The organism is Candidatus Paceibacterota bacterium, from assembly GCA_035452965.1.
Classification (GTDB): domain Bacteria; phylum Verrucomicrobiota; class Verrucomicrobiia; order Limisphaerales; family UBA8199; genus UBA8199.
In genome coordinates this window covers 247019-265250 of sequence record DAOTCE010000001.1, presented here as the reverse complement: position 1 = coordinate 265250, position 18232 = coordinate 247019, and the positions used below count along the sequence as shown (strand labels likewise).

Annotated in this window: 20 protein-coding genes, 1 other RNA gene and 1 pseudogene; 11 read left to right on the top strand and 11 right to left on the bottom strand. The window is 62.4% G+C overall.

Features of this window, described 5'->3' with window-relative positions:
- The first annotated feature begins 253 nt into the window (after positions 1-253).
- From P5205_01060 to P5205_01050, 3 genes are read left to right on the top strand one after another with little or no spacing between them, the layout of a single operon-like run.
- Entirely contained in the window at positions 254-1627 is a 1374-nt protein-coding gene (locus tag P5205_01060; protein ID HSA08939.1) for a sigma-54 dependent transcriptional regulator, read from the top strand.
- Between the two features lie 2 nt (positions 1628-1629).
- A complete protein-coding gene (locus tag P5205_01055) occupies positions 1630-3471 on the top strand; it encodes a glycosyltransferase family 39 protein (protein ID HSA08938.1) in 1842 nt (613 codons plus the stop codon).
- A 53-nt stretch (positions 3472-3524) separates the two neighbouring features.
- Complete coding sequence (locus P5205_01050; GenBank protein ID HSA08937.1) at positions 3525-3950, top strand: DUF5069 domain-containing protein; 426 nt, start codon at positions 3525-3527, stop codon at positions 3948-3950.
- 54 nt (positions 3951-4004) lie between these two features.
- Here the strand turns inward: P5205_01050 and P5205_01045 are convergent, their stop codons facing one another.
- Positions 4005-4181, bottom strand: a complete 177-nt coding sequence (locus P5205_01045) for a hypothetical protein (protein HSA08936.1) — start codon at positions 4179-4181, stop codon at positions 4005-4007.
- A gap of 3 nt (positions 4182-4184) precedes the next feature.
- Entirely contained in the window at positions 4185-5582 is a 1398-nt protein-coding gene (locus tag P5205_01040) for a hypothetical protein (GenBank protein HSA08935.1), read from the bottom strand.
- Positions 5583-5662: 80 nt separating this feature from the next.
- On the opposite strand from P5205_01040, the gene P5205_01035 reads away from it, so the two are divergent.
- The 4 genes from P5205_01035 (at position 5663) to P5205_01020 (ending at position 9021) form a co-directional block, all read left to right on the top strand.
- On the top strand, positions 5663-6601 hold the full coding sequence (locus tag P5205_01035) for a 1-phosphofructokinase family hexose kinase (GenBank protein ID HSA08934.1): 939 nt from the start codon (positions 5663-5665) through the stop codon (positions 6599-6601).
- 208 nt (positions 6602-6809) lie between these two features.
- Positions 6810-6990: non-coding RNA, 6S RNA (gene ssrS / locus P5205_01030), on the top strand.
- Positions 6991-7058: 68 nt separating this feature from the next.
- Positions 7059-8426: a replication-associated recombination protein A gene (locus P5205_01025; protein ID HSA08933.1), complete on the top strand. Its 1368-nt coding sequence runs from the start codon at positions 7059-7061 to the stop codon at positions 8424-8426.
- Between the two features lie 10 nt (positions 8427-8436).
- A complete protein-coding gene (locus P5205_01020) occupies positions 8437-9021 on the top strand; it encodes a 5-formyltetrahydrofolate cyclo-ligase (protein ID HSA08932.1) in 585 nt (194 codons plus the stop codon).
- 37 nt (positions 9022-9058) lie between these two features.
- On the opposite strand, the gene P5205_01015 is transcribed toward P5205_01020, so the two are convergent.
- From P5205_01015 to P5205_00975, 9 genes are all read right to left on the bottom strand, one after another.
- Positions 9059-9223 (bottom strand): hypothetical protein, encoded by a 165-nt coding sequence (locus P5205_01015; protein ID HSA08931.1) that lies wholly within the window; start codon positions 9221-9223, stop codon positions 9059-9061.
- A 5-nt stretch (positions 9224-9228) separates the two neighbouring features.
- On the bottom strand, positions 9229-10026 hold the full coding sequence (locus tag P5205_01010; protein HSA08930.1) for a hypothetical protein: 798 nt from the start codon (positions 10024-10026) through the stop codon (positions 9229-9231).
- 55 nt (positions 10027-10081) lie between these two features.
- The gene (locus P5205_01005; protein HSA08929.1) at positions 10082-10549 is read right to left on the bottom strand and encodes a hypothetical protein; all 468 of its coding nucleotides are present in this window, start codon (positions 10547-10549) and stop codon (positions 10082-10084) included.
- A 3-nt stretch (positions 10550-10552) separates the two neighbouring features.
- A complete protein-coding gene (locus P5205_01000; protein HSA08928.1) occupies positions 10553-11065 on the bottom strand; it encodes a hypothetical protein in 513 nt (170 codons plus the stop codon).
- Positions 11066-11070: 5 nt separating this feature from the next.
- Positions 11071-11664, bottom strand: a complete 594-nt coding sequence (locus P5205_00995) for a sigma-70 family RNA polymerase sigma factor (GenBank protein HSA08927.1) — start codon at positions 11662-11664, stop codon at positions 11071-11073.
- Between the two features lie 39 nt (positions 11665-11703).
- Entirely contained in the window at positions 11704-12366 is a 663-nt protein-coding gene (hisB, locus tag P5205_00990) for an imidazoleglycerol-phosphate dehydratase HisB (protein HSA08926.1), read from the bottom strand.
- Between the two features lie 139 nt (positions 12367-12505).
- The gene (locus P5205_00985; protein HSA08925.1) at positions 12506-12916 is read right to left on the bottom strand and encodes a hypothetical protein; all 411 of its coding nucleotides are present in this window, start codon (positions 12914-12916) and stop codon (positions 12506-12508) included.
- A gap of 51 nt (positions 12917-12967) precedes the next feature.
- Positions 12968-14167, bottom strand: coding sequence for a PQQ-like beta-propeller repeat protein (locus P5205_00980; protein ID HSA08924.1), 1200 nt, complete (start codon positions 14165-14167; stop codon positions 12968-12970).
- Positions 14168-14199: 32 nt separating this feature from the next.
- On the bottom strand, positions 14200-15228 hold the full coding sequence (locus P5205_00975; protein ID HSA08923.1) for an NAD-dependent epimerase/dehydratase family protein: 1029 nt from the start codon (positions 15226-15228) through the stop codon (positions 14200-14202).
- 345 nt (positions 15229-15573) lie between these two features.
- Between P5205_00975 and P5205_00970 the strand changes: the two genes are divergently transcribed.
- The 4 genes and pseudogenes from P5205_00970 (at position 15574) to tnpA (ending at position 18137) form a co-directional block, all read left to right on the top strand.
- Positions 15574-15945 (top strand): prepilin-type N-terminal cleavage/methylation domain-containing protein, encoded by a 372-nt coding sequence (locus P5205_00970; GenBank protein ID HSA08922.1) that lies wholly within the window; start codon positions 15574-15576, stop codon positions 15943-15945.
- 215 nt (positions 15946-16160) lie between these two features.
- The gene (locus P5205_00965; protein HSA08921.1) at positions 16161-16541 is read left to right on the top strand and encodes a type II secretion system protein; all 381 of its coding nucleotides are present in this window, start codon (positions 16161-16163) and stop codon (positions 16539-16541) included.
- Between the two features lie 287 nt (positions 16542-16828).
- A pseudogene (locus P5205_00960) lies at positions 16829-16933 on the top strand (prepilin-type N-terminal cleavage/methylation domain-containing protein).
- A gap of 724 nt (positions 16934-17657) precedes the next feature.
- On the top strand, positions 17658-18137 hold the full coding sequence (tnpA, locus tag P5205_00955) for an IS200/IS605 family transposase (protein HSA08920.1): 480 nt from the start codon (positions 17658-17660) through the stop codon (positions 18135-18137).
- The last annotated feature ends 95 nt before the right edge of the window (positions 18138-18232 follow it).

The following is an 18232-nucleotide window of genomic DNA, read 5'->3' as shown; positions in this document are numbered from 1 at the left end:
TCGATGAGACCGTAGCCAGAGCTACGCAAATGGTTGTCGGTTGGTTGTGTTTACATATAAGCTGTGAGTGAGCTTCCAAACGGATTTCTACCGCCTACGCCGGTAATCGCCAAGGAGTATCTTTCGGAGAATAGCGGTGCGAGCGGAGGACAGGTTCGTGGGTTCGTGGCAGGATGCATTTTGCGGATTGTTTCGGGGGCGGGCGTTGGGCTATGCTGCGCGCTGGCTCTGCCGAGTGGCCGCCAACTGGGACATGACTCCAACATTGCTCATTGTGGACGACGAGAAGACGACGCGCGAGGGATTACGCGCCGCGCTCGATGATCGTTACGACGTCTACCTGGCCGAAGATGCCAAGGTGGCGATGGAGCTGCTGGAGAAGGACTCGTTCGACGTCTTGTTGACGGACTTCCGGCTGCCGACCGAGGACGGGATGAAGCTGATCACGCGGGCCAAATCGCTGGGTAAACCGCCCATCTGCATCCTGATGACGGCTTATGGGTCGGAGGAGTTGGCCGTCGAGGCGATGAAGCACGGGGCGGATGACTATATCGCCAAAGGCCGGCTGCAGATTGACGAGCTGGAACTGCGGATCGCCAACGCCCTGCGGCGGCAACGGCTGGAGGCGGAGAATGTGGCGCTCCATCAGCAGCTCGACGCGAAGTTCGGCCTGCAAGAGCTGGTGGGCGAATCGCGAGCCATGAAGGAGGTCCTCGAAGTCGTGCAGCAAGTGGCGCCGACGCGGGCGACGGTGCTGTTGCTGGGGGAGAGCGGGACGGGCAAGGAGATGGCGGCGAAGGTGATTCACCAGCTCAGCCCGCGCGCGCAACAGCCGATGGTGACGGTGCATTGCGCGGCGCTGGCGCCGACGCTGTTGGAGAGCGAGTTGTTCGGCCACGAGAAAGGGGCGTTCACGGGCGCCTACGAGCGGCGTATCGGCCGCTTCGAGCAGGCGCAGGGGGGGACGTTGTTCCTGGACGAGATTGGCGAGATTGACGCCGCGCTCCAAGTCAAGCTGCTGCGCTTCCTGGGGGAACGGACGTTCGAGCGGGTGGGCTCGAACAAGACGCTGAGCGCCGACGTGCGGCTGGTAGCCGCCACGAACAAGGACCTCCAGGAGCAGGTCAAGGCGGGCTCGTTTCGCGAGGACTTGTTCTTCCGCCTGCGGGTGGTGGAAATCCGGATGCCGCCATTGCGCGAGCGGCTGGAGGACATCCCGCTGCTGGCGCGGACGTTTCTGACCGAATTCAGCAAGGAAAACAACAAGCCGGTGAAGGGCTTCACCGCCGATGCGTTCGACCTGTTGGTGCGGTATCAATGGCCGGGCAACGTGCGCGAGCTGCGCACGGCCATCGAGCACGCCGTGGTGTTGTGCCGCGGCGAGAAGGTCACCGTGCGGGACCTGCCGCATGCGATGCGCGAGGCGGCGGCCGGGGCGCCGGACGACAAGGACGTGAAGCGGCTGCTGGCGCGCAATGATTTGACGGCGAAGGAAGTCGAGCGGGAGCTGATCATCGGGGCCTTGCAGGCGACAGGCGGCAGCCGCACCCAGGCCGCCCGGCGGCTGGGCATGAGCCGGCGCAACTTTCACCGGAAACTGCATCTGCATCATCTGGAGGGAATGTGACTATGCCATTATTACAGGATCTTTTGCACAAGCTGGAAGTGGGCGGCGGCATGCGCTTTGTGCGCGTGGCAGTCGTGGTGCTGGGGATCTTGCTGCTGATGGCGGGCTACAACTGGCGCGCGTTCAGAGACATGTCCACCCAGGAAGCGATGGACGCGGCGCAACTGGCCCGCAATATCGCCGAGGGCAAGGGCTACACCACGCTCTTCATCCGACCATTCAGCATGCACCTGGTCAAGCAGCGCACCCTGGAGCGGGAGGGGCCGCCGGCGATCGGCCAGGTGGCCGACCTGTCCAAGCTGAAGGAAATGCATCCTGATCTGGCCAACCCGCCGGTCTATCCGCTCGTGCTCGCGGGGCTGATGAAACTGGTTGGCTTTGATTACACGATCTCGACGACCAAACCGTTCTGGAGCAACAATGGCCGGTTCTGGCGCTACAAGCCGGACTTCTTCATTGCCGTGCTCAACCAGTTCCTGCTTCTGGGCGCCATTGCGATGGTGTTCTTCCTGGCGCGGCGACTGTTTGACCCGGGCGTCGCCTGGCTGTCGGCCGCATTGCTGTTGGGCACGGAACTGCTCTGGCGGTTCAGTGTGTCGGGTTTGTCCACACTGCTGTTGATGGTCATCTTTCTGGGGTTAGTGTGGTGCGTGGTCCTGTTGGAACAGGAAGCGCGCGCGCCCAAGTGGGGAGCCTACGGCGTCTTCGTTCTGGCCGGGTTGGCTGGCGTAATCGTTGGCGTGGGCGGGCTGACGCGATACTCGTTTGGCTGGCTGATCGCGCCGGTGATGGTGTTCCTGGTGCTGTTCGGCGGGGCGCGGCGGTTCGCGCTGGCCGCGCTCGCACTTGCCCTGTTTGCGGCCGTGATGGCGCCGTGGGTGGCCCGCAATTACAGCGTCAGCGGCTGCCCGTTTGGCACCGCCACCTACTCGGTGGTGGAGACCACCATGGCTTACCCGGAAAACCGCCTGCCGCGCTCGCTCGAACCGGAATTCAGCCGGCTCCATGTCAACGCTTTCTGGTACAAGCTGAACACCAACATGCGCGAAATCGTCACCAGCGAGCTGCCCAAGCTGGGCGGGAGTTGGATTACGGCCCTTTTCCTGGCCGGGCTGATGATCGGGTTTAACAGCCCTGCCTTGACGCGTTTGCGCTACTTCCTGCTCGGGAGCCTGCTGGTGCTCGCCGTGACTCAGGCGCTGGGGCGAACCCACCTTTCCGAGGATTCACCTGAGATTAACTCCGAGAACTTGCTGGTACTGCTGGGGCCGCTGGTGTTGGTTTACGGGGTCAGCCTCTTCTTTGTGCTGCTCGATCAAATGCGGCTGCCCTTCCTCCAATTGCGCTACCTGGTCATGGGCGTATTCGGCTTGATCGCCTGCCTGCCAATGCTGTTTGTGTTCCTTCCGCCGCGCGGCACCCCGGTCGCCTACCCGCCTTACTACCCGCCCGCCATCCAGACCGTCTCGGGTTGGCTCAAAGACAGCGAGTTGATCATGAGCGACATCCCCTGGGCGGTGGCTTGGTACGGCCAGCGCCAGTGTGTGTGGCTCACGCTCCGGTGCACCCCGGACACCAACGACCCGAATGTGCACGAGGATTTCTTCGCCATCAACGACTACCAGAAGCCGATCAAACTCCTTTACCTGACGCCGCGGACCATGGACGCCCGGTTCCTCACGCAGTGGATCCGCGCAGGCGAACAGAGCTGGGGCAGCTTCATTCTGGAAAGTATGGTGAAGAAGAAGGTGCCAACTTATTTTCCGCTCACCGAGTCGCAAGCCGGCTGGCTGCCCGAACAGCTTGTGCTGACCGATTGGCAACGCTGGCGCAAGCAGCCGTGAGCCGCGTTGCCGGGCACGGTTGACAGACGCTGGCCGAGCAATGATGATGGGTCATGAGCGATATTATTTATCCCCGCAGCCCGCGCGAGGTCATGTGCGGCTGGATGCACCTGCCACGGTTCGTTGACAAAGTCCGCCTCCATCTGGCGGGCAAATTGCACTCTGATTACCAGCCCAACTTCTGCCAGGGTTTTGACGGCCTGTGGCTGGAAACGGCCGGCGTCGAGGCCACGCCGTTCATCGAGGTGGTGCGCAACAGCGTCACGGACGGCGAAGTGTGCGACTGGGTGCGCAAGAACGTGAAGCAGCCGGAGTCAGTTAAGGCGGCCCACCGGGAGCGGATGCTGAACTACCCCAGGAAGGACGACGCGGAAATGCAGGCGCGTCTTAAGCTGCGCAAGGAGCAGGCGGGCCTCGCCCACCGCGATGACATTCAGGGCTTTGTGGACTTCATTGACGCCGACGAGAAGCGGCTATAACCCCTCTCCCTGACCGAGCCTGTTAGACTGGAGTCCTGATTGCCTTTGCGCCCGTTAATCGGTGGCTTTATGCTCCATCCAGAACGGCGTGACGGCGAACCAGACCAATGCGGCGGCCAGCATCCAGACTTTGGCCAGCGGCAACTCAATCTGGTCCGCGAAGAACAGCACTGCTGATAGCAAAGTCGCCGTCAGGGCGAGATATGAGATGACTTGCGCGATGCGCTTCATAGTTCAGGCGGCGGTCAGCACGGAGCGGCTTTGCAGCAACTTGCTCAGCCCGACGTAAAGCAGGGAGGTCACAAACCAGCCCGGCAGGCTGACAAAATAGATCTGCGTGCGGCCTGTCAACACCAGGCCGGTGCAGACGGCAATCGTCAGGCACCAGGCCAGGCCGGCCGCCCAATTAAATGGGATGCGGGCAAGCGTGGCGAAGTTCGAGCGCAGCCCCAGCTTCGGCAGCACCCAGAAATCCATGAAGATCACCGCGCCCATCGGCATCAGGATCATTCCCCAAAGTGCGACGAAATCCAGCAGCCGCATTGTGACGATGGGAAAGACCGCTGTGACGCTCGCAATCAGGCCCGTGGCCAACGTGACCTTGAAGCGCGAGGATCCTGGCCGGAGCGATTGAAACGCCAGCCCCGCCCGGTAGAGCGTGGGATTGGCCGTAGTCCACCCGGCGGCAACCACGGCCAGCAACCCGGCTACGCCGCAGGCCCGATACGCCAGCGGCCCGGGCAGCACCGCCGTGTTGCCGGGGTCTTGATGAAGCTGGACGGCATAAAGCACTGAGGCCGCGATCCAGGCCATAAAATGCCCGATATACATTCCCGCAGCCGAAGTCAGGCCATACCAGCTTTTCCGGGCGTACCGCAGGATGGAAAGGTCGGCCATGCCAATATGCCAGGCCATGTTGCAGAACCAGGCGAAGAACATCACGTGCCAGAAGGTGAACTTGACTTGCCCCGGCTGGGGCGCCCCGCCGGTCCAGATCACCGTGCTGGCGACGCGCCAGAAGTCCCCCACCGATTCCAGCCCCATTTGATGCAGCCCGACAATGCCGAAGGCGGCAAACATCAGCACCAGCCACGGCGCGGCGATGTTGGCAAAGCGAGATACAAACCGGTAGCCGTAGGCGGCGACGGCCGAGAAGAGCATGCCCGTCGCCAGCACGGCCAGCACCCAGCCTGCGCCGGTAGGCAAGGTGTCGGTCAACTGCGGCATGGGAAAACGCAAGTAGACGCCCAGCGCGGTGGCTGAGACTGTGATCATCGCTCCCGCCAGGATGGTGAACATCACACCGTTGGCCAGGTTGTAGAGCATCACCAGGCGCCGGCCGCAGATTAACTCGAGCTGGTAGTAAAGCGTCAGCCGCACGCGCGTGGCAATCGGCGCGGTGAAGAACATCCAGCTCGCCACCGCCAGCAGGTTCCCCACCAACAGCCCCAAGATGAAATCGGCCGCGCTGACGCCCGCGGCCAGAAACAGCGGGCCGATCATCAATTCCGTACCCGCCACATGTTCGCCGGCAAACTGGCCGACGTAGTTCTTCAGCCCCAGCCAGGCCTTCTGTGGCACCGGCTCGCGCTCGTATTCGTTCACCGGGTCGTGCTGCTCGCCTTTTGTCATTTGGGAACCCAATTCGAGGCCAGTATGCGCGTCTCACACGGCTTGCGCACTGAAAAAAGTTGGAACACTCTGGAGCAACCATGATCCTTTGCATCGGAACAACGCCCGCCCTGCAGCGCGTGATGATCTTTCGCCAACTCACGCTCGATGCCGTTAACCGCACTGTGACGACGCTGGACGGCGCGGGGGGCAAATCGGTCAACGCCGCCAAAGTACTCAAGACGCTGGGGGAACGGCCCGTCGCGATTGGCGTTCTCGGCGGAGACAGCGGTGACAAGTTGCGAACCCTGCTCGCCGCGCGGGGAATCGAGTTGGATTTTGTGACCGTGGCCGCCTGCACGCGCCAGTGCATCACGCTTCTGGACCAGTCCGCCGGCACGACCACCGAACTGGTTGAGGAGGGCTGGCCGGTATCCGCGGCAGATTACGAGGCGCTGCTAACCGTCATCCGGCGCCGGGCGCAGGAGTGCCGGGCGGTCGTGATGTCCGGCTCGGTCACCCTTGGCGGCCCGGTTAATCTCTTCCTTCAAGGCACACAAGCCGCCCGCGATGCCGGGGCTCTTTCCGTGATAGATGCCCAGGGCCCGGCACTCATCGAGGCGCTCAAGGCCGGGCCGGGCCTCGTGAAACCGAACCGGTCGGAACTGGCGGCAACGGTGGGGCGCGATCTCCCCGACGAAGCGGCCGTCCTCACCGGCATGCGGGAACTGACCGAGCGCGGCGCGCAGCGTGTGGTCGTCACCGCCGGTCGAGGACCGACGCTGGCCTGCGACGGGCGGCATTGCTGGCGAATCCAGCCTCCACCGATTGAGGTGACTAATCCGATCGGCTCCGGCGATGCCTTTACCGCCGGACTGGTGTGGCGGTTGTTGCGCGGAGAAGACCTCGGCGAGGCGTGTCGTTGGGCTGCCGCGGTCGGCGCGGCCAATGCGCTCACCGCGATGCCCGGCGAGATCAGTCGTAACGATGTGGAACGCCTGGCGCCACAGGTAACGGTGGAACATACGGGCCAGAGCTGAGCACGCGGTAGCCGCTGTTGACGCCGGCGGGACGCTTCGCTAATCCAGGAGCGTCTCGAGTCGCGCTAAGTGGGACTTCTTGCCGCGACATGGTTTTCGTGCTTGCGTAACTCGGCGGGCGAAGCGATTTTATCACCAGCTGAGCGCGCGGGAGAACAAGCAAGTGCGGGCGCCGCGCGAGTTCTTTGGAATGCGGGTTAGCGTAGAATTTACCCTGCCTATGCTCGTGATTAGAAACTATGTCCTTGAACCGTAGTTGATAGATAAAGGGGCTTGAGCCGTGGTTGTGGCCGACAGGCCTTCACTGGAAGTCGAAAGCAATCCGGCGGGTCCCGACTGTTTCTAGCAAGTTCAAAGGAACTGTTACACACGGCAATGGCGGGGTTCTTTTTTGAGCTCGGGGCTGGAGGCGCTTTTTGTTTTGGGCAAAGCCGGCGCGGGCTGTTACCGTGGCCGCATGACGCGGGAAGACCTGTTTTCCACTTCGCCCGAGCCGCCGGCGGCGGAACACACCTCCACGCATCAGCCCCTGGCGGCGCGCATGCGGCCCCGCGACTTAACCGAACTTGTCGGCCAGACCCACATCCTCGGGCAAGACCAACTGCTGCGCCGGGCCATCGAGGCTGACCGCATCCAGTCGCTCATCTTTTACGGCCCTCCGGGCACCGGCAAGACCTCTCTGGCGCAGATCATTGCCCGTCAGACCCGCAGCAAGTTCGAGCGCCTCAGCGGCGTCGAGTCCAACGTCGCCGACATGCGCCGCGTGCTCGCGCTGGCCGCCAACCGGCTTGAAAACAAGGGCCAGTCCACCATACTGTTCATTGACGAAATCCACCGGTTCAACAAGGCGCAACAGGACGTATTGCTGCCGGATGTCGAAGCCGGCGTGGTGCGGCTGATCGGCGCGACGACCCACAACCCGTTCTTTTTCGTCAATTCCCCGCTGGTTTCCCGCTCACAGATCTTTGAGCTGCGGCCGTTGTCCGAGGAGGAACTGTATGGACTGCTCCAGCGCGCCCTGGCGGACGCAGAACGCGGGCTGGGATTTCTCAAGGTCCAGGCCGACGAAACCGCACTGCGCCATTTGGCCAAGCTCTCCGACGGCGACGCGCGCAAAGCGCTAAACGCACTGGAGATCGCCGCTCTTACGACGGCGCCCAATGCCGGCGGTCTGATCCGCCTCGACCTGGCGGTCGCCGAGCAGAGCATCCAGAAGAAGGCGGTGGTGTATGATGACGAGGACGCCCACTACGACACCATCTCGGCGTTCATCAAGTCCATGCGCGGCAGCGATCCTGACGCCGCGCTCTATTGGCTGGCCAAGATGATCCATGCGGGGGAGGACCCGCGGTTCATTGCGCGGCGGATAGTCATCCACGCCGCCGAAGACGTCGGCCTGGCCGACCCGATGGCGCTGGTGCTGGCTAATGCCGCGTTTCAAGCCGCCGAGTTCATCGGCTGGCCGGAGGCGCGCATTCCGCTGGCGGAGGCGACCATCTACATCGCCACAGCGGTGAAGAGCAACACGACCGTCCTGGCCATTGACGCGGCGCTCAAGGATGTCGAGTCCGGCCGCACGCTAGCCGTGCCCGAACACTTACGGGATGCCAGCTATCGCGGTGCCAAGCGGCTGGGCCATGGCGAGGGCTACCAGTACGCGCACGACCACCCGGGGCATTTCGTCGTGCAGGATTACCTTGGGGCGGACCGGCGATACTACGAACCGACCGAACAAGGAGTGGAGAAGAAGATCAAGGAACGGCTGGACAAATGGCGGGCGCAGCGCGCAAAGGCCGGCGCCCAAAATCCAAAACCTGAAGGCTAGCCCCCAGGTCATGCGACAGACCATTCGAGAAGCAAAGCTGGCGTTGCGTCAGCAGGTCGGTGCTGCGCTGAGCCAGCTGACACCCGCGCAGCGAGCAGCGGCTTCAGCCTTGGCACGTGCCCGGCTGGCCGCGCAACCGGCGTGGCAGGAGGCGCATTCGGTTTTGTTCTTCGCGTCGCTGCCGGAAGAGCTGGACCTGTGGCCGCTGCTGACCGACGCCCTGGCCGCCGGCAAACGCGTTGCCCTGCCTCGCTTTGTCGCGGAGACCAAGACCTACGAGGCCCGCTTAATTCAGGATATCGGGTTGGATTTGCAGTTGGGACACTTCGGGATCCGCGAGCCCAATCGCCGCTGCGCCCCACTCGAGTCGTCCCGCCTGGACTTGATTCTGGTTCCCGGGGTGGCGTTTGACACGGCGGGAGGGCGGCTGGGCCGGGGCAAGGGGTACTACGACCAGTTGTTGGCAGTGGTGCGCGGAAAGACCTGCGGCGTCGGATTCGATCAGCAACTTGTGGACGCAATTCCTGTGGAGCCCCACGACGTCCGCATGGACTGCGTTCTCACGCCGGCGCGTTGGATTGAGTGGAATAGCTGACGAAACGACGGGGGGGGCACCCGGATCAGACGGCCGGTCACCGATATTGGTTGAACATGCTGCCGGCCGTGCCGCTTTCCCAGCTTTGCGGGGCGTTCCAAGGCCGTTCCGACAGGTTTTCCGACTCGGTGGTAGCACAACCGCCACTAACCAAGCCCACTACGACCAGCAGCAGGAATCCCCAGCGCGAATTGCGAATCATATCTCTCAAGAAGCCGGATGCGCGGGAATGACCAGGTCGCCCTCCATCACCTGCCCGAGTTCCCAACCAGGCAGGACGTTGGCAATGCAGCGGTCTTTCTGCACGCTGCGCACGACGATCTTGGCGACCAGCCGGCCCTCCCGATTTACCAGCAACTCGCCGCGCTCGAGGACGCCTTGGTCCTCCCCGACGTCGAGCACGACGAAATTCCACTTGGGATCCGCCACCAGCACCTTGCCCTTCAGGCTGGCGGGCAACGGCACGAAGAAGTCCTTATCCTTGAAAACGGCCAGCTCGGTTTCGGTCTTTTTGAGCTTCTGCAGGAGAATCTTGTTCTCGGCCTCCGCCACCTGCAAGTTGTCTTGGACCCTCTTGTACTCCTTATCCATGGACAGTATCTGCTGGGGCGTGCGACCCGTCGCCTTGTAGGCCGCCAGGTCTGCCTGGGCATTATCCCGTTCCTGGGTGGTCTTCTTCAAATCTTCGGTCAGCTTGTCGGCGCGCTTGGTTTGCGCGAGTGCCTCGGACTCTGCCTTTTCCTTTGCGGCCGTGGTCGCTTCCAGGTCGGCCTTGGTCGTCTTCAACTCGGCGGTGGTCTTATCCAGATCCCTCTTGGTATCGGTATACTGCTTCTCGAACTTATGGTGGAGAGCTTCCTCTTGCTTCCAGTTGCTGTGCAAAGTGGTGATCTTCTCCTTGACCTGGAAGAAGTTCAGGGCGCTCACTGCCAGGCCGGCAAGAATGGCCACGATTAAGCTGATTCGAATCAACATGGTGCGGTGCTCGATTAAATATCGGACCAAAATTAGGCGCCGGCGCCTGGCATGTCAACGCTCGAATCAACCCAAAGTCAAGCTATCATTCCAACCGCTTCAGCACGACCAGCCAGGCGGTCGCGTTAGGGGAATTGCCGCCCAGCACCAGCAACTCGCCCGCCGGGAGGGGCTGCTTCTGCTTGAACACCTCTTTGCCTTTGCCAATAAGGGCAACCTCGATCTCATGACCGGTGAACTTCCTGACATTCAACTGGCACTTGGTGCTGATAACCACTTCCTTGGCCGCGCCCTGCGGCACTTCAAAGGCGGTCCGCTTGACCTCGAACCAATTTGTCCATTTGAGCGGCAGATCTTTGAGCTTCTGCTTGATTTCGAGAGCCGCCGGCTGGTAGTTCTTCCCTTCAGGCGGTTTGCTGTCATCCGTGCCCCAAAGCAGGAACGCCTGCAGTTTCATCTCGGCGGCCTGGACCCCAAGCTGGGCGCCGGCCAGCAGGGCCAATGCGATTGCAGTCCAAATGAAGCGGGTTGCCGGAATTCGTCTTGCTCTCATTGCTTAATCGAGTGTAGCCGAGCCGTCCCCATCCGCAACGTCATTGTCAGCGGGAAAGGTAAGCCAGACCAGCGTAGTGCCGGCGGCGTAATCGCGATAGGTAAACGCGCCGCCATCGGCCAGCGCGGTTTCAAACGTCGCTCCCCCTGAACGGCTAATTGGAGCCGCGGGCCGAATGAGCACCAACCCGACGACGACGACGAAGGCGGCGGTGGAAACCGGCACGAGCAGCCGCCGGAGCAGGGCGAAGTAAGACATCCTGGGGGCCGGTTCCGCCGCCCGGGATTCCTGACGATTAATCTCCCGCTCAACCTTCGACCAGAAGAACTCACGCGACTCCGGCAGGCGAACGTCGGCTTCAAACCCGGCGAGGGCCTGCCGGGTATTCCGCAACTCATCCGCCAGGGCCGCCGAATCCCGATCCCGCTCCAGCCGGGCGGCCACTTCGCGCGCTTCGGCCTGGGGCAGCTCGCCATCGAGCCAGGCCTGCACTTTCAATTGTGTTCCAGAGTCCATGACAACTAATCCGCTTGCTTCAAATCCGCCAGCAGCGCAGCCAGCTTTCGCCGCGCATAGAACAGGCGGGACATAACCGTGCCGATCGAGCAGCCCATCGTCCGCGCAATCTCTTTATATTCCATTTCTTCAAATTCATGCAGCACCAGCACGGTGCGATGCTCATACGACAACTGGCCCAGCGCCCGATCTATCCGCTGGCGCAGTTCGCCGCGTTCCAATCCGGCGGTCGGGTTCACCGTCACCACCGGCATTTGCCGCTCGACCCCGCCCGATTCTTCATCCATGGCCTCGATGGACTCGGCCCGCAACCGCTTCTGCCGGCGCAACTGGTCCAGGCAGAGGTTAATGACGATCCGGGTCATCCAGGTGGCGAAGCTCGCCTCACCCTGAAACTGCCGCAATCGCTGCCAGCCCTTTACCCAGGCCTCTTGAGAAAGATCCAGCGCCTCGGTTTCGTTGCGCATCATGCTGCAGGCGCGCGCATAAATCCGGTCTCGATGCCGGGCGACCAATTCCTCAAACGCGGCCATCTGGCCTCGCTGCGCCGCGCGGACCAATGTCCGGTCGTCAGCGGAGGAATGATCTTTAACAGTCATCTGTTTGACGGCTGGCGTTCCCGGCGTATTCAACGCGGGCTACAACTTTCCCTTGGTGGTGGGCAGCCGGCCGGCCATCCGTGGGTCGCGCCGGCAGGCGGCGTCTGTCGCCCGGGCAAAAGCTTTGAAAAGGGCTTCAACGATGTGGTGCGGTTCATCGCCGTAGAGCAGCTCCAAGTGCAGATTGCAGCGGGCTTCATTGGCGAAGCCTTGAAAGAACTCGCGGGCGAGGCCGAATCGGAACGCGCTGGACATGTCCTGCCGTTTCTCAGCCTTGCTGAGGCGCTTATGGGCGAACGCATCCAAGCCCCGCCAAACCAAGTACGGCCGCCCGCCAAAGTCAATCACGCAGCGCGCCAGGCACTCGTCCATCGGCAGGTAAGCCTCGCCGGTGAACGGGTTGCGCGGGTCAAATCCGGTCCCGTAGCGGCGTATCCCCTTCTTGTCTCCCAGCGCCTGGACAACCACCTGCCCCAGGGCAATCCCACAGTCTTCCACCGTGTGATGCGCGTCCACGTCCAGGTCCCCTTGGCAACGGAGCCTCAAGTCCATGACCGCGTGCCTGGCGAACAAGGTGAGCATGTGGTCGAAGAACGGGATGCCCGTTTGGATGGAAGACTTGCCCGTGCCGTCAATGTTCAACGTGACCGCGATGCGGGTTTCGTTGGTCACACGGCGGATGCCTGCCCGTCGGAGTTTCATCTTGGCGCCATTTAACCAAATCCGCCCCCCCGACACAAAGCCCAAACCTTCCCCTTTGAGCGGGGCCCGGGCGCATGCACGCGCGCCCGGGTGGGGGCTGACCGGCTCGCCCAGGTTCCACGCCTCCGGATTCCTGAGGCTATTTCGTCGGCGACTTGCCGAAGAGTTTGCCCAGCCCGGTCCAGGCCAACAAGCCCAGGCCGACGGGTGTGCCGGTTATGAAAGTTGGAATCGCCGCCAGCACGGCCAGGATGGAGGCGAACGCCAGGGCGCGGCCTTTGGAGTCGTTCTTCAAGTACCTCTGGATCAGGAAGGTCGGGACAAACACCGCGGCGAAGCAGGACGGGATGGCGATAGGCCAGTCAATCGGCAGCCAATCGAAAGTCGCCCAGAGAGAATCCACAGCCACAAGAATCAGGGCGGCCAGTGCATGGACCGGCGGTCCGTCGACGGTCGCGGCCGGCGGGGCTGCCGCGGGAAGTTGGGGCGGCAGAATCTCCAGTGGCACCACTCTGACTGGCGCCTCGCTGATGATGGGCGGCTTTTCCACGCACATTAAAACTCAACCCATTCAAGCAGCTTGTCGAGTGCCACAACCGGGTCACCGGCCGCTTAAATCCAGGCAGGCCACGTGGCCGGCGGCGTTCCGGCAGTAAACGCGGCCATTGGCCAGGACCGGGGAGGTCCAGCACTTGCCCGTGAGGACTTTGGCCCGGGAGATGGGCTCGAACGCGGCGGGCACCGCTTTGGCGATAAAGAGGTCCCCTTTCTCGCTGAGCGCCACCAGGCATCCATCAGCCACTATGAGCGAGCCTTTGCCGAATTCGCGATAGGTCCATTTCAGCTCGCCGGTCTCGAAGTCAAGACAGCGCAATCCGCCGTCATCGGGGCCGTAAAGATGGCCCTGCCACAGCACGCAGGAGTTGAAGTGATTGCGCATGTTCTTGTTCTCCCAAACCTTCTCCGCCCCTTTCGCGGTCACTTTCAGCACAGTCCCGCCGCGGTTGTAGCCGGAAGAGATGAACACCTTGTCACCGGCTATGATCGGGTCGGCGGCGTTGACGTCGTATTCGGTCTTCCAGGGGTAACTCCATGCCTCTTGTCCGTCGGCGGGCTTGACGGCTATGAGCGATCGGCGGGAGAGGATGGCCAGGAACCGGTCGGGGCCAAGTGTCAGGGGAACGGGGGTGGCATAGGCGCCAGCGCTCTTGGCGGAGACCCAGGCGACTTTGCCGGACTGTTTGTCAAGCGCCACGCCGGCGCTGCCCATGTTGAGCACGGCCAGGTTCCCCTCGATCAGGACCGAACTGGCGCAGCCCCAGGTGGGTATCTCCAGACCCAATTCCTGGTTGAGGTTCTTCGTCCAGATCACGGTGCCCTTCATCGCGTCGAGGCAAAAGACGTCGCCCTTTCGGCTATGGGTATAGACCCGGCCATCGGCTACCGTCGGAGTGGCGCACGGCCCGCCTTCGAAGTTCTTCGGGTCAAGCGGGCAAGGATAGGAGTGCTGCCAGATGACCTTGCCTGTCCGCGCGTCCAGGCAGACCGTTGAGTCTGTGTCGCTGGCGTTGCCCATCGTGTAAACACGGTCGCCAACGACGGTGAGGGAAGAGAAACCCGTGCCGACAGTTGCCCTCCAAAGCCGCTTCGGCCCCTCGGCGGGCCACTTTGCCAGCCAGCCCTTCTCCTGCGAAATGCCGTTCAGGTCCGGCCCGCGCCAGCGCGGCCAATCACTGCCGCTCGCCGTGAACGCGCCAAGGGTTATCAGGACAAGCACCGCCGCCATCGAGAACATTTTCATAGCTCAGAGTTAAGCGGCCCGGCCCAATGCTGTCAATCCAGGGTGCCGCCGGCAGGTTGGTTTCGGGCGGGCGGCTCACCGCGTTCCCACGCGGCGATGACCTTGTCTATCAGCGCATCCAGCTCCGGCTTGAGATTCTGCTGTTCGGGATGCTCGCGCAGCCAGCGCACGGATTCGCGCACGCCCAGCCTGAAGGGCACGCGGCAGCGGAACTCGGGGACGAAGCGCTTGATCCTGGAATTGTCGAATACGCCGGGATGGGCCTTGTCGCCTTTAAGCGTGCCAGTCAACTGCGGGGCCATCTGGCAGATGAAGTCGGTCGGCACTTTCACTATGCGAGGAGACCTTGCCCCCACCGCCTCCGCGATCTCGGCATAGATCTGGTTCCAGGTGAGGACTTCATCGCTCGTGATGTGAAATGCCTTGCCGACAGCCGCGTCGTTGCCAACCAGGCCGGCCAGCCCGACGGCGAAATCCGAAGCGGCGGTCAGGGTCCACGGGCTTTCGCCGGCATCGTGGACAAAGACCGGGCGGCCCTGTTCCAGGCGCGCCGCGAAGGTGTAGCTGCCGCTGGAGATCGCGTTCGGCACCCAGCGTTTCGAATAGGTGTGCGAGGGGCGGACGATCGTCACCGGGAACCCGGTCTCGGCGTGCCGCTGGTGGAGCCACTGCTCGCACTCGAGTTTCTTTCGCGCGTAATCCCACAAGGAATTGCCGGGCGGCGCGTCTTCCGTCAGCGGCAACTGGCCGGGCGGCTTCGCATAAACGACGACCGAGCTGATGAAGACATACTGGCGCACCGCGCCGTTGAACAGGTCATAGTCCAACTGGACCTCGGGGAGTTCGTAGCCAAGGAAGTTGAGCACCGCGTCCGGCCGCAGCCCGTGGAGGGCGGCGCGCATGGCGGCCGGGTCCTTGCGATCCGCTTGAATGGCGCGGTAGCCGGGCGGCACCGCGCCGCGGCCGCGGCTCAGGATGATGATATCGTGGCCGCGCTGGTGGAGCAGCGCGGCGCATTCCGCGGAGATGTTCCCGGTGCCGCCGATGAAGAGGATTTTCATTCCAGCAATTGCCTCTGGGAGACTACGTGCTTGGCGAAGTGGGCGCAACCACCGGCGCGCCGGGCCGGATGGGGATTGAGCCACCGTCCTGGCACTGTCTCGACGTGTCCACCTTTGATGCGGCCATTCCACAATTGAGACACAAGCCACGACGGCTCGGGCCAATTTCGGATGCCGGGTCGGGTCAAAAACGGATGCCCCCCGGGGCGATTACTCATTGCATCCGACCGCCCGGCGGCCTACGCTTCTGTGTGCGGTTGGCAACCGGCAATACGTGAACGCCTATAGCACTAATAATAACCGCTGGCTGCCTCGTTCACGCCGCAACAACAGAAAGATTAAGTCATGAAAACAAGAACATCCCATGCAAGGGGCTTCACCCTGGTGGAAATCATGATCGTTGTGGCCATTATCGGTCTGCTGGCCTCGATCGCGATCCCCAACTTCGTGAAGGCCCGCACCACGGCCCAAAGACAGGCCTGCATTGCCAATCTGCAGCAGATTGACGGTGCTGTCCAACAATGGGCCGCTGAAACCAGGCAAGGCGAAACCGCGAGCGTTTCCGCCGCCGACGTCCTGCCTTACCTCAAGAACGCGGTGGTTTGCCCCTCGGGGGGCAAGACCTTCGCCGACAGCTACTCGCTGACGACCGTGGCGGTCAGGCCCACCTGCCTCAAGCAGCCGACCACGCACAAGCTGGAAGAGACGCTGCAGTAGCCGTCCGGCAGGCAGACTCACAGGGGCCCGGGAGCGATCCCGGGCCTTTTGCTTTATCGGGGGGGGCGGGGGAGCGCCCGGCTATGCTTGGCATTCCGGCTGCTTTAATCCGCACACGCGGTTGCAGCAGGCAATAAGTGAACCAAACCGCAATTGTAAACTAACCCGCCTGCCGCGTGGTTCACGCCGTAAACAAAGAAAGAGAACGAGTAAGTATGAAGAGAACATCCCGTAAATCGGGCTTCACCCTGGTGGAAATCATGATCGTCGTCGCCATCATTGGCTTGCTGGCCGCGATCGCTATTCCCAACTTCGTGCGCGCCCGCACCACCTCGCAGAAGAACGCGTGCATTAACAACCTCCGCCAGATTGACGGCGCCAAGCAGCAGTGGGCCCTCGAGAACAAACAACTGCCCACCGTGACGCCTAGCCGGGACAATTGTCAGCCGTATCTGGGGCGCGGCGCGGGCGGCAATTGGCCGGAATGCCCGGCTAACGGCTCCTACACCATCGGCAACCTGGAAACGGCGCCTGATTGCGACGTCACCGGTCACGACATGCCGACTGGTGCTGCTGCTGCTCCGGCCGGGACATAAAAGTCACCAACGTTGCCCGGAGGCTTGCTGTCAGCAAGTTGCTCTGGAAACAATCGAAGGCTTAGGAAGAAATTCCTAAGCCTTTTTGATTTTGGCAGCACTGGCGGCGTGTTCAAATGGGAGGGAATTCTCCTGCCGGCTGGCAGATGAATCGGTTTGCATTCTGCTGGCATCGGGATTGCTGATAAGAAGTCAGCGGTGGCCGCAGGCAATCCGTGGACCAAACCGAACTTATTATTACTCGCCTGCTGCCGGGCCCACGCCGCGAGAGCAGAAAGTGTGTGAGTATGAAGATTCGAGCTTCGAGCAACCCCGGGTTTACCCTCGTAGAAATCATGATCGTAGTGGCGATTATCGGCCTCCTGGCGGCGATCGCCATTCCCAACTTCGTTCGCGCCCGCGGCACCACGCAAACGAACGCGTGCATCAACAACCTCCGCCAGATTGACGGCGCCGCGCAGCTTTGGGCGCTGGAATTCAGCAAGGCGCCTAACAACACTTATCAACTGGAGGACATCGTTCCCTATCTCAGGCCGCTCACCGACGCCCTCCCCCGGTGTCCAGCCGGCGGCGATTACACGCCCGGGTTGACCGTCAGCAACCCTCCGACCTGCTCGCTTTCTGCCGAAGGCCACGCGATGGAGTGACCGCGGTCAGCCCGGGGCGAGCACGCCAGCGCCGCCCCGCCCGAACCTGGCATCCTGCCGCCCTGTCGACCGATGCTCTTTGGTGCTGATTCCTGGAGGAACGGAATTCGCCGACCGACGGGCATCATGCCCAGCTTCCTGGCGCACTTAGCCGTATCCATGCAGTTAGAGAATTACGAACGGCCCCCTCACCCCATCTCTCCGAGGAGCTGAGCATTACCCACCTCTTGGCCTGTAATTTCGGCCAATCCCTTCGGGATGAGGGCGGGCGCGGCGCGTAGCGTTTGCTCAGGGCGAGCGGATCGCAGGGCGCCAGGATTTGGTCCGTTGGCTCTGGGGGGATGAAATGTCCCGAATTCTGAGAATGTGCCCGGGGCGGGCGGTCTCGGCGCGGCGGCCCTGCCGGTCCCGGAGGGACCGGTGAGAATAGCCCAACGTTTCAACGTTGGGAGAGGTGCGTTTTAGGATTGTGCCAGTCCCGAAGGGACGGCTGAATGGGGTCATGTCGTACGTCAGCGCGTATTATCATTGCGTGTTCAGCACCAAAGACCGTCGGCCGCTGATCACGACTGGCTTTGCGGAACGGCTTTGGCCCTATTTGGGCGGCATCGCCCGGGAGAATGACATGAAAACCGTCGCCGTCGGCGGTGTGGCGGACCATGTGCATCTGCTCTTGTCCCTGCCCTCGACGCTCGGGATCGCCAAGGCGATGCAACTGATCAAGGGCGGCTCCTCCAAGTGGGTGCACGACACGTTCCCGGAGCAGCGGGTTTTTGGCTGGCAGGTCAAGTATGGCGCCTTCAGTGTGAGCGTGTCGCAACTGGGCAGGATTATTCGGTACATTCAGGGGCAGGCGGAGCATCACCGGAGCGTGACGTTTCAGGAGGAGTTCATGGCATTGTTGAAGCGGCATGGGATTGCCTTTGATGAACGCTATCTGTGGGAGTGAGCTTCAGCCGTCCCTTCGGGACTCGGGGGGCATCGGACACGGGTCCCCAACGTTGAAACGTTGGGCTATTGCCGGCCATCCCTCCGGGATGCAAA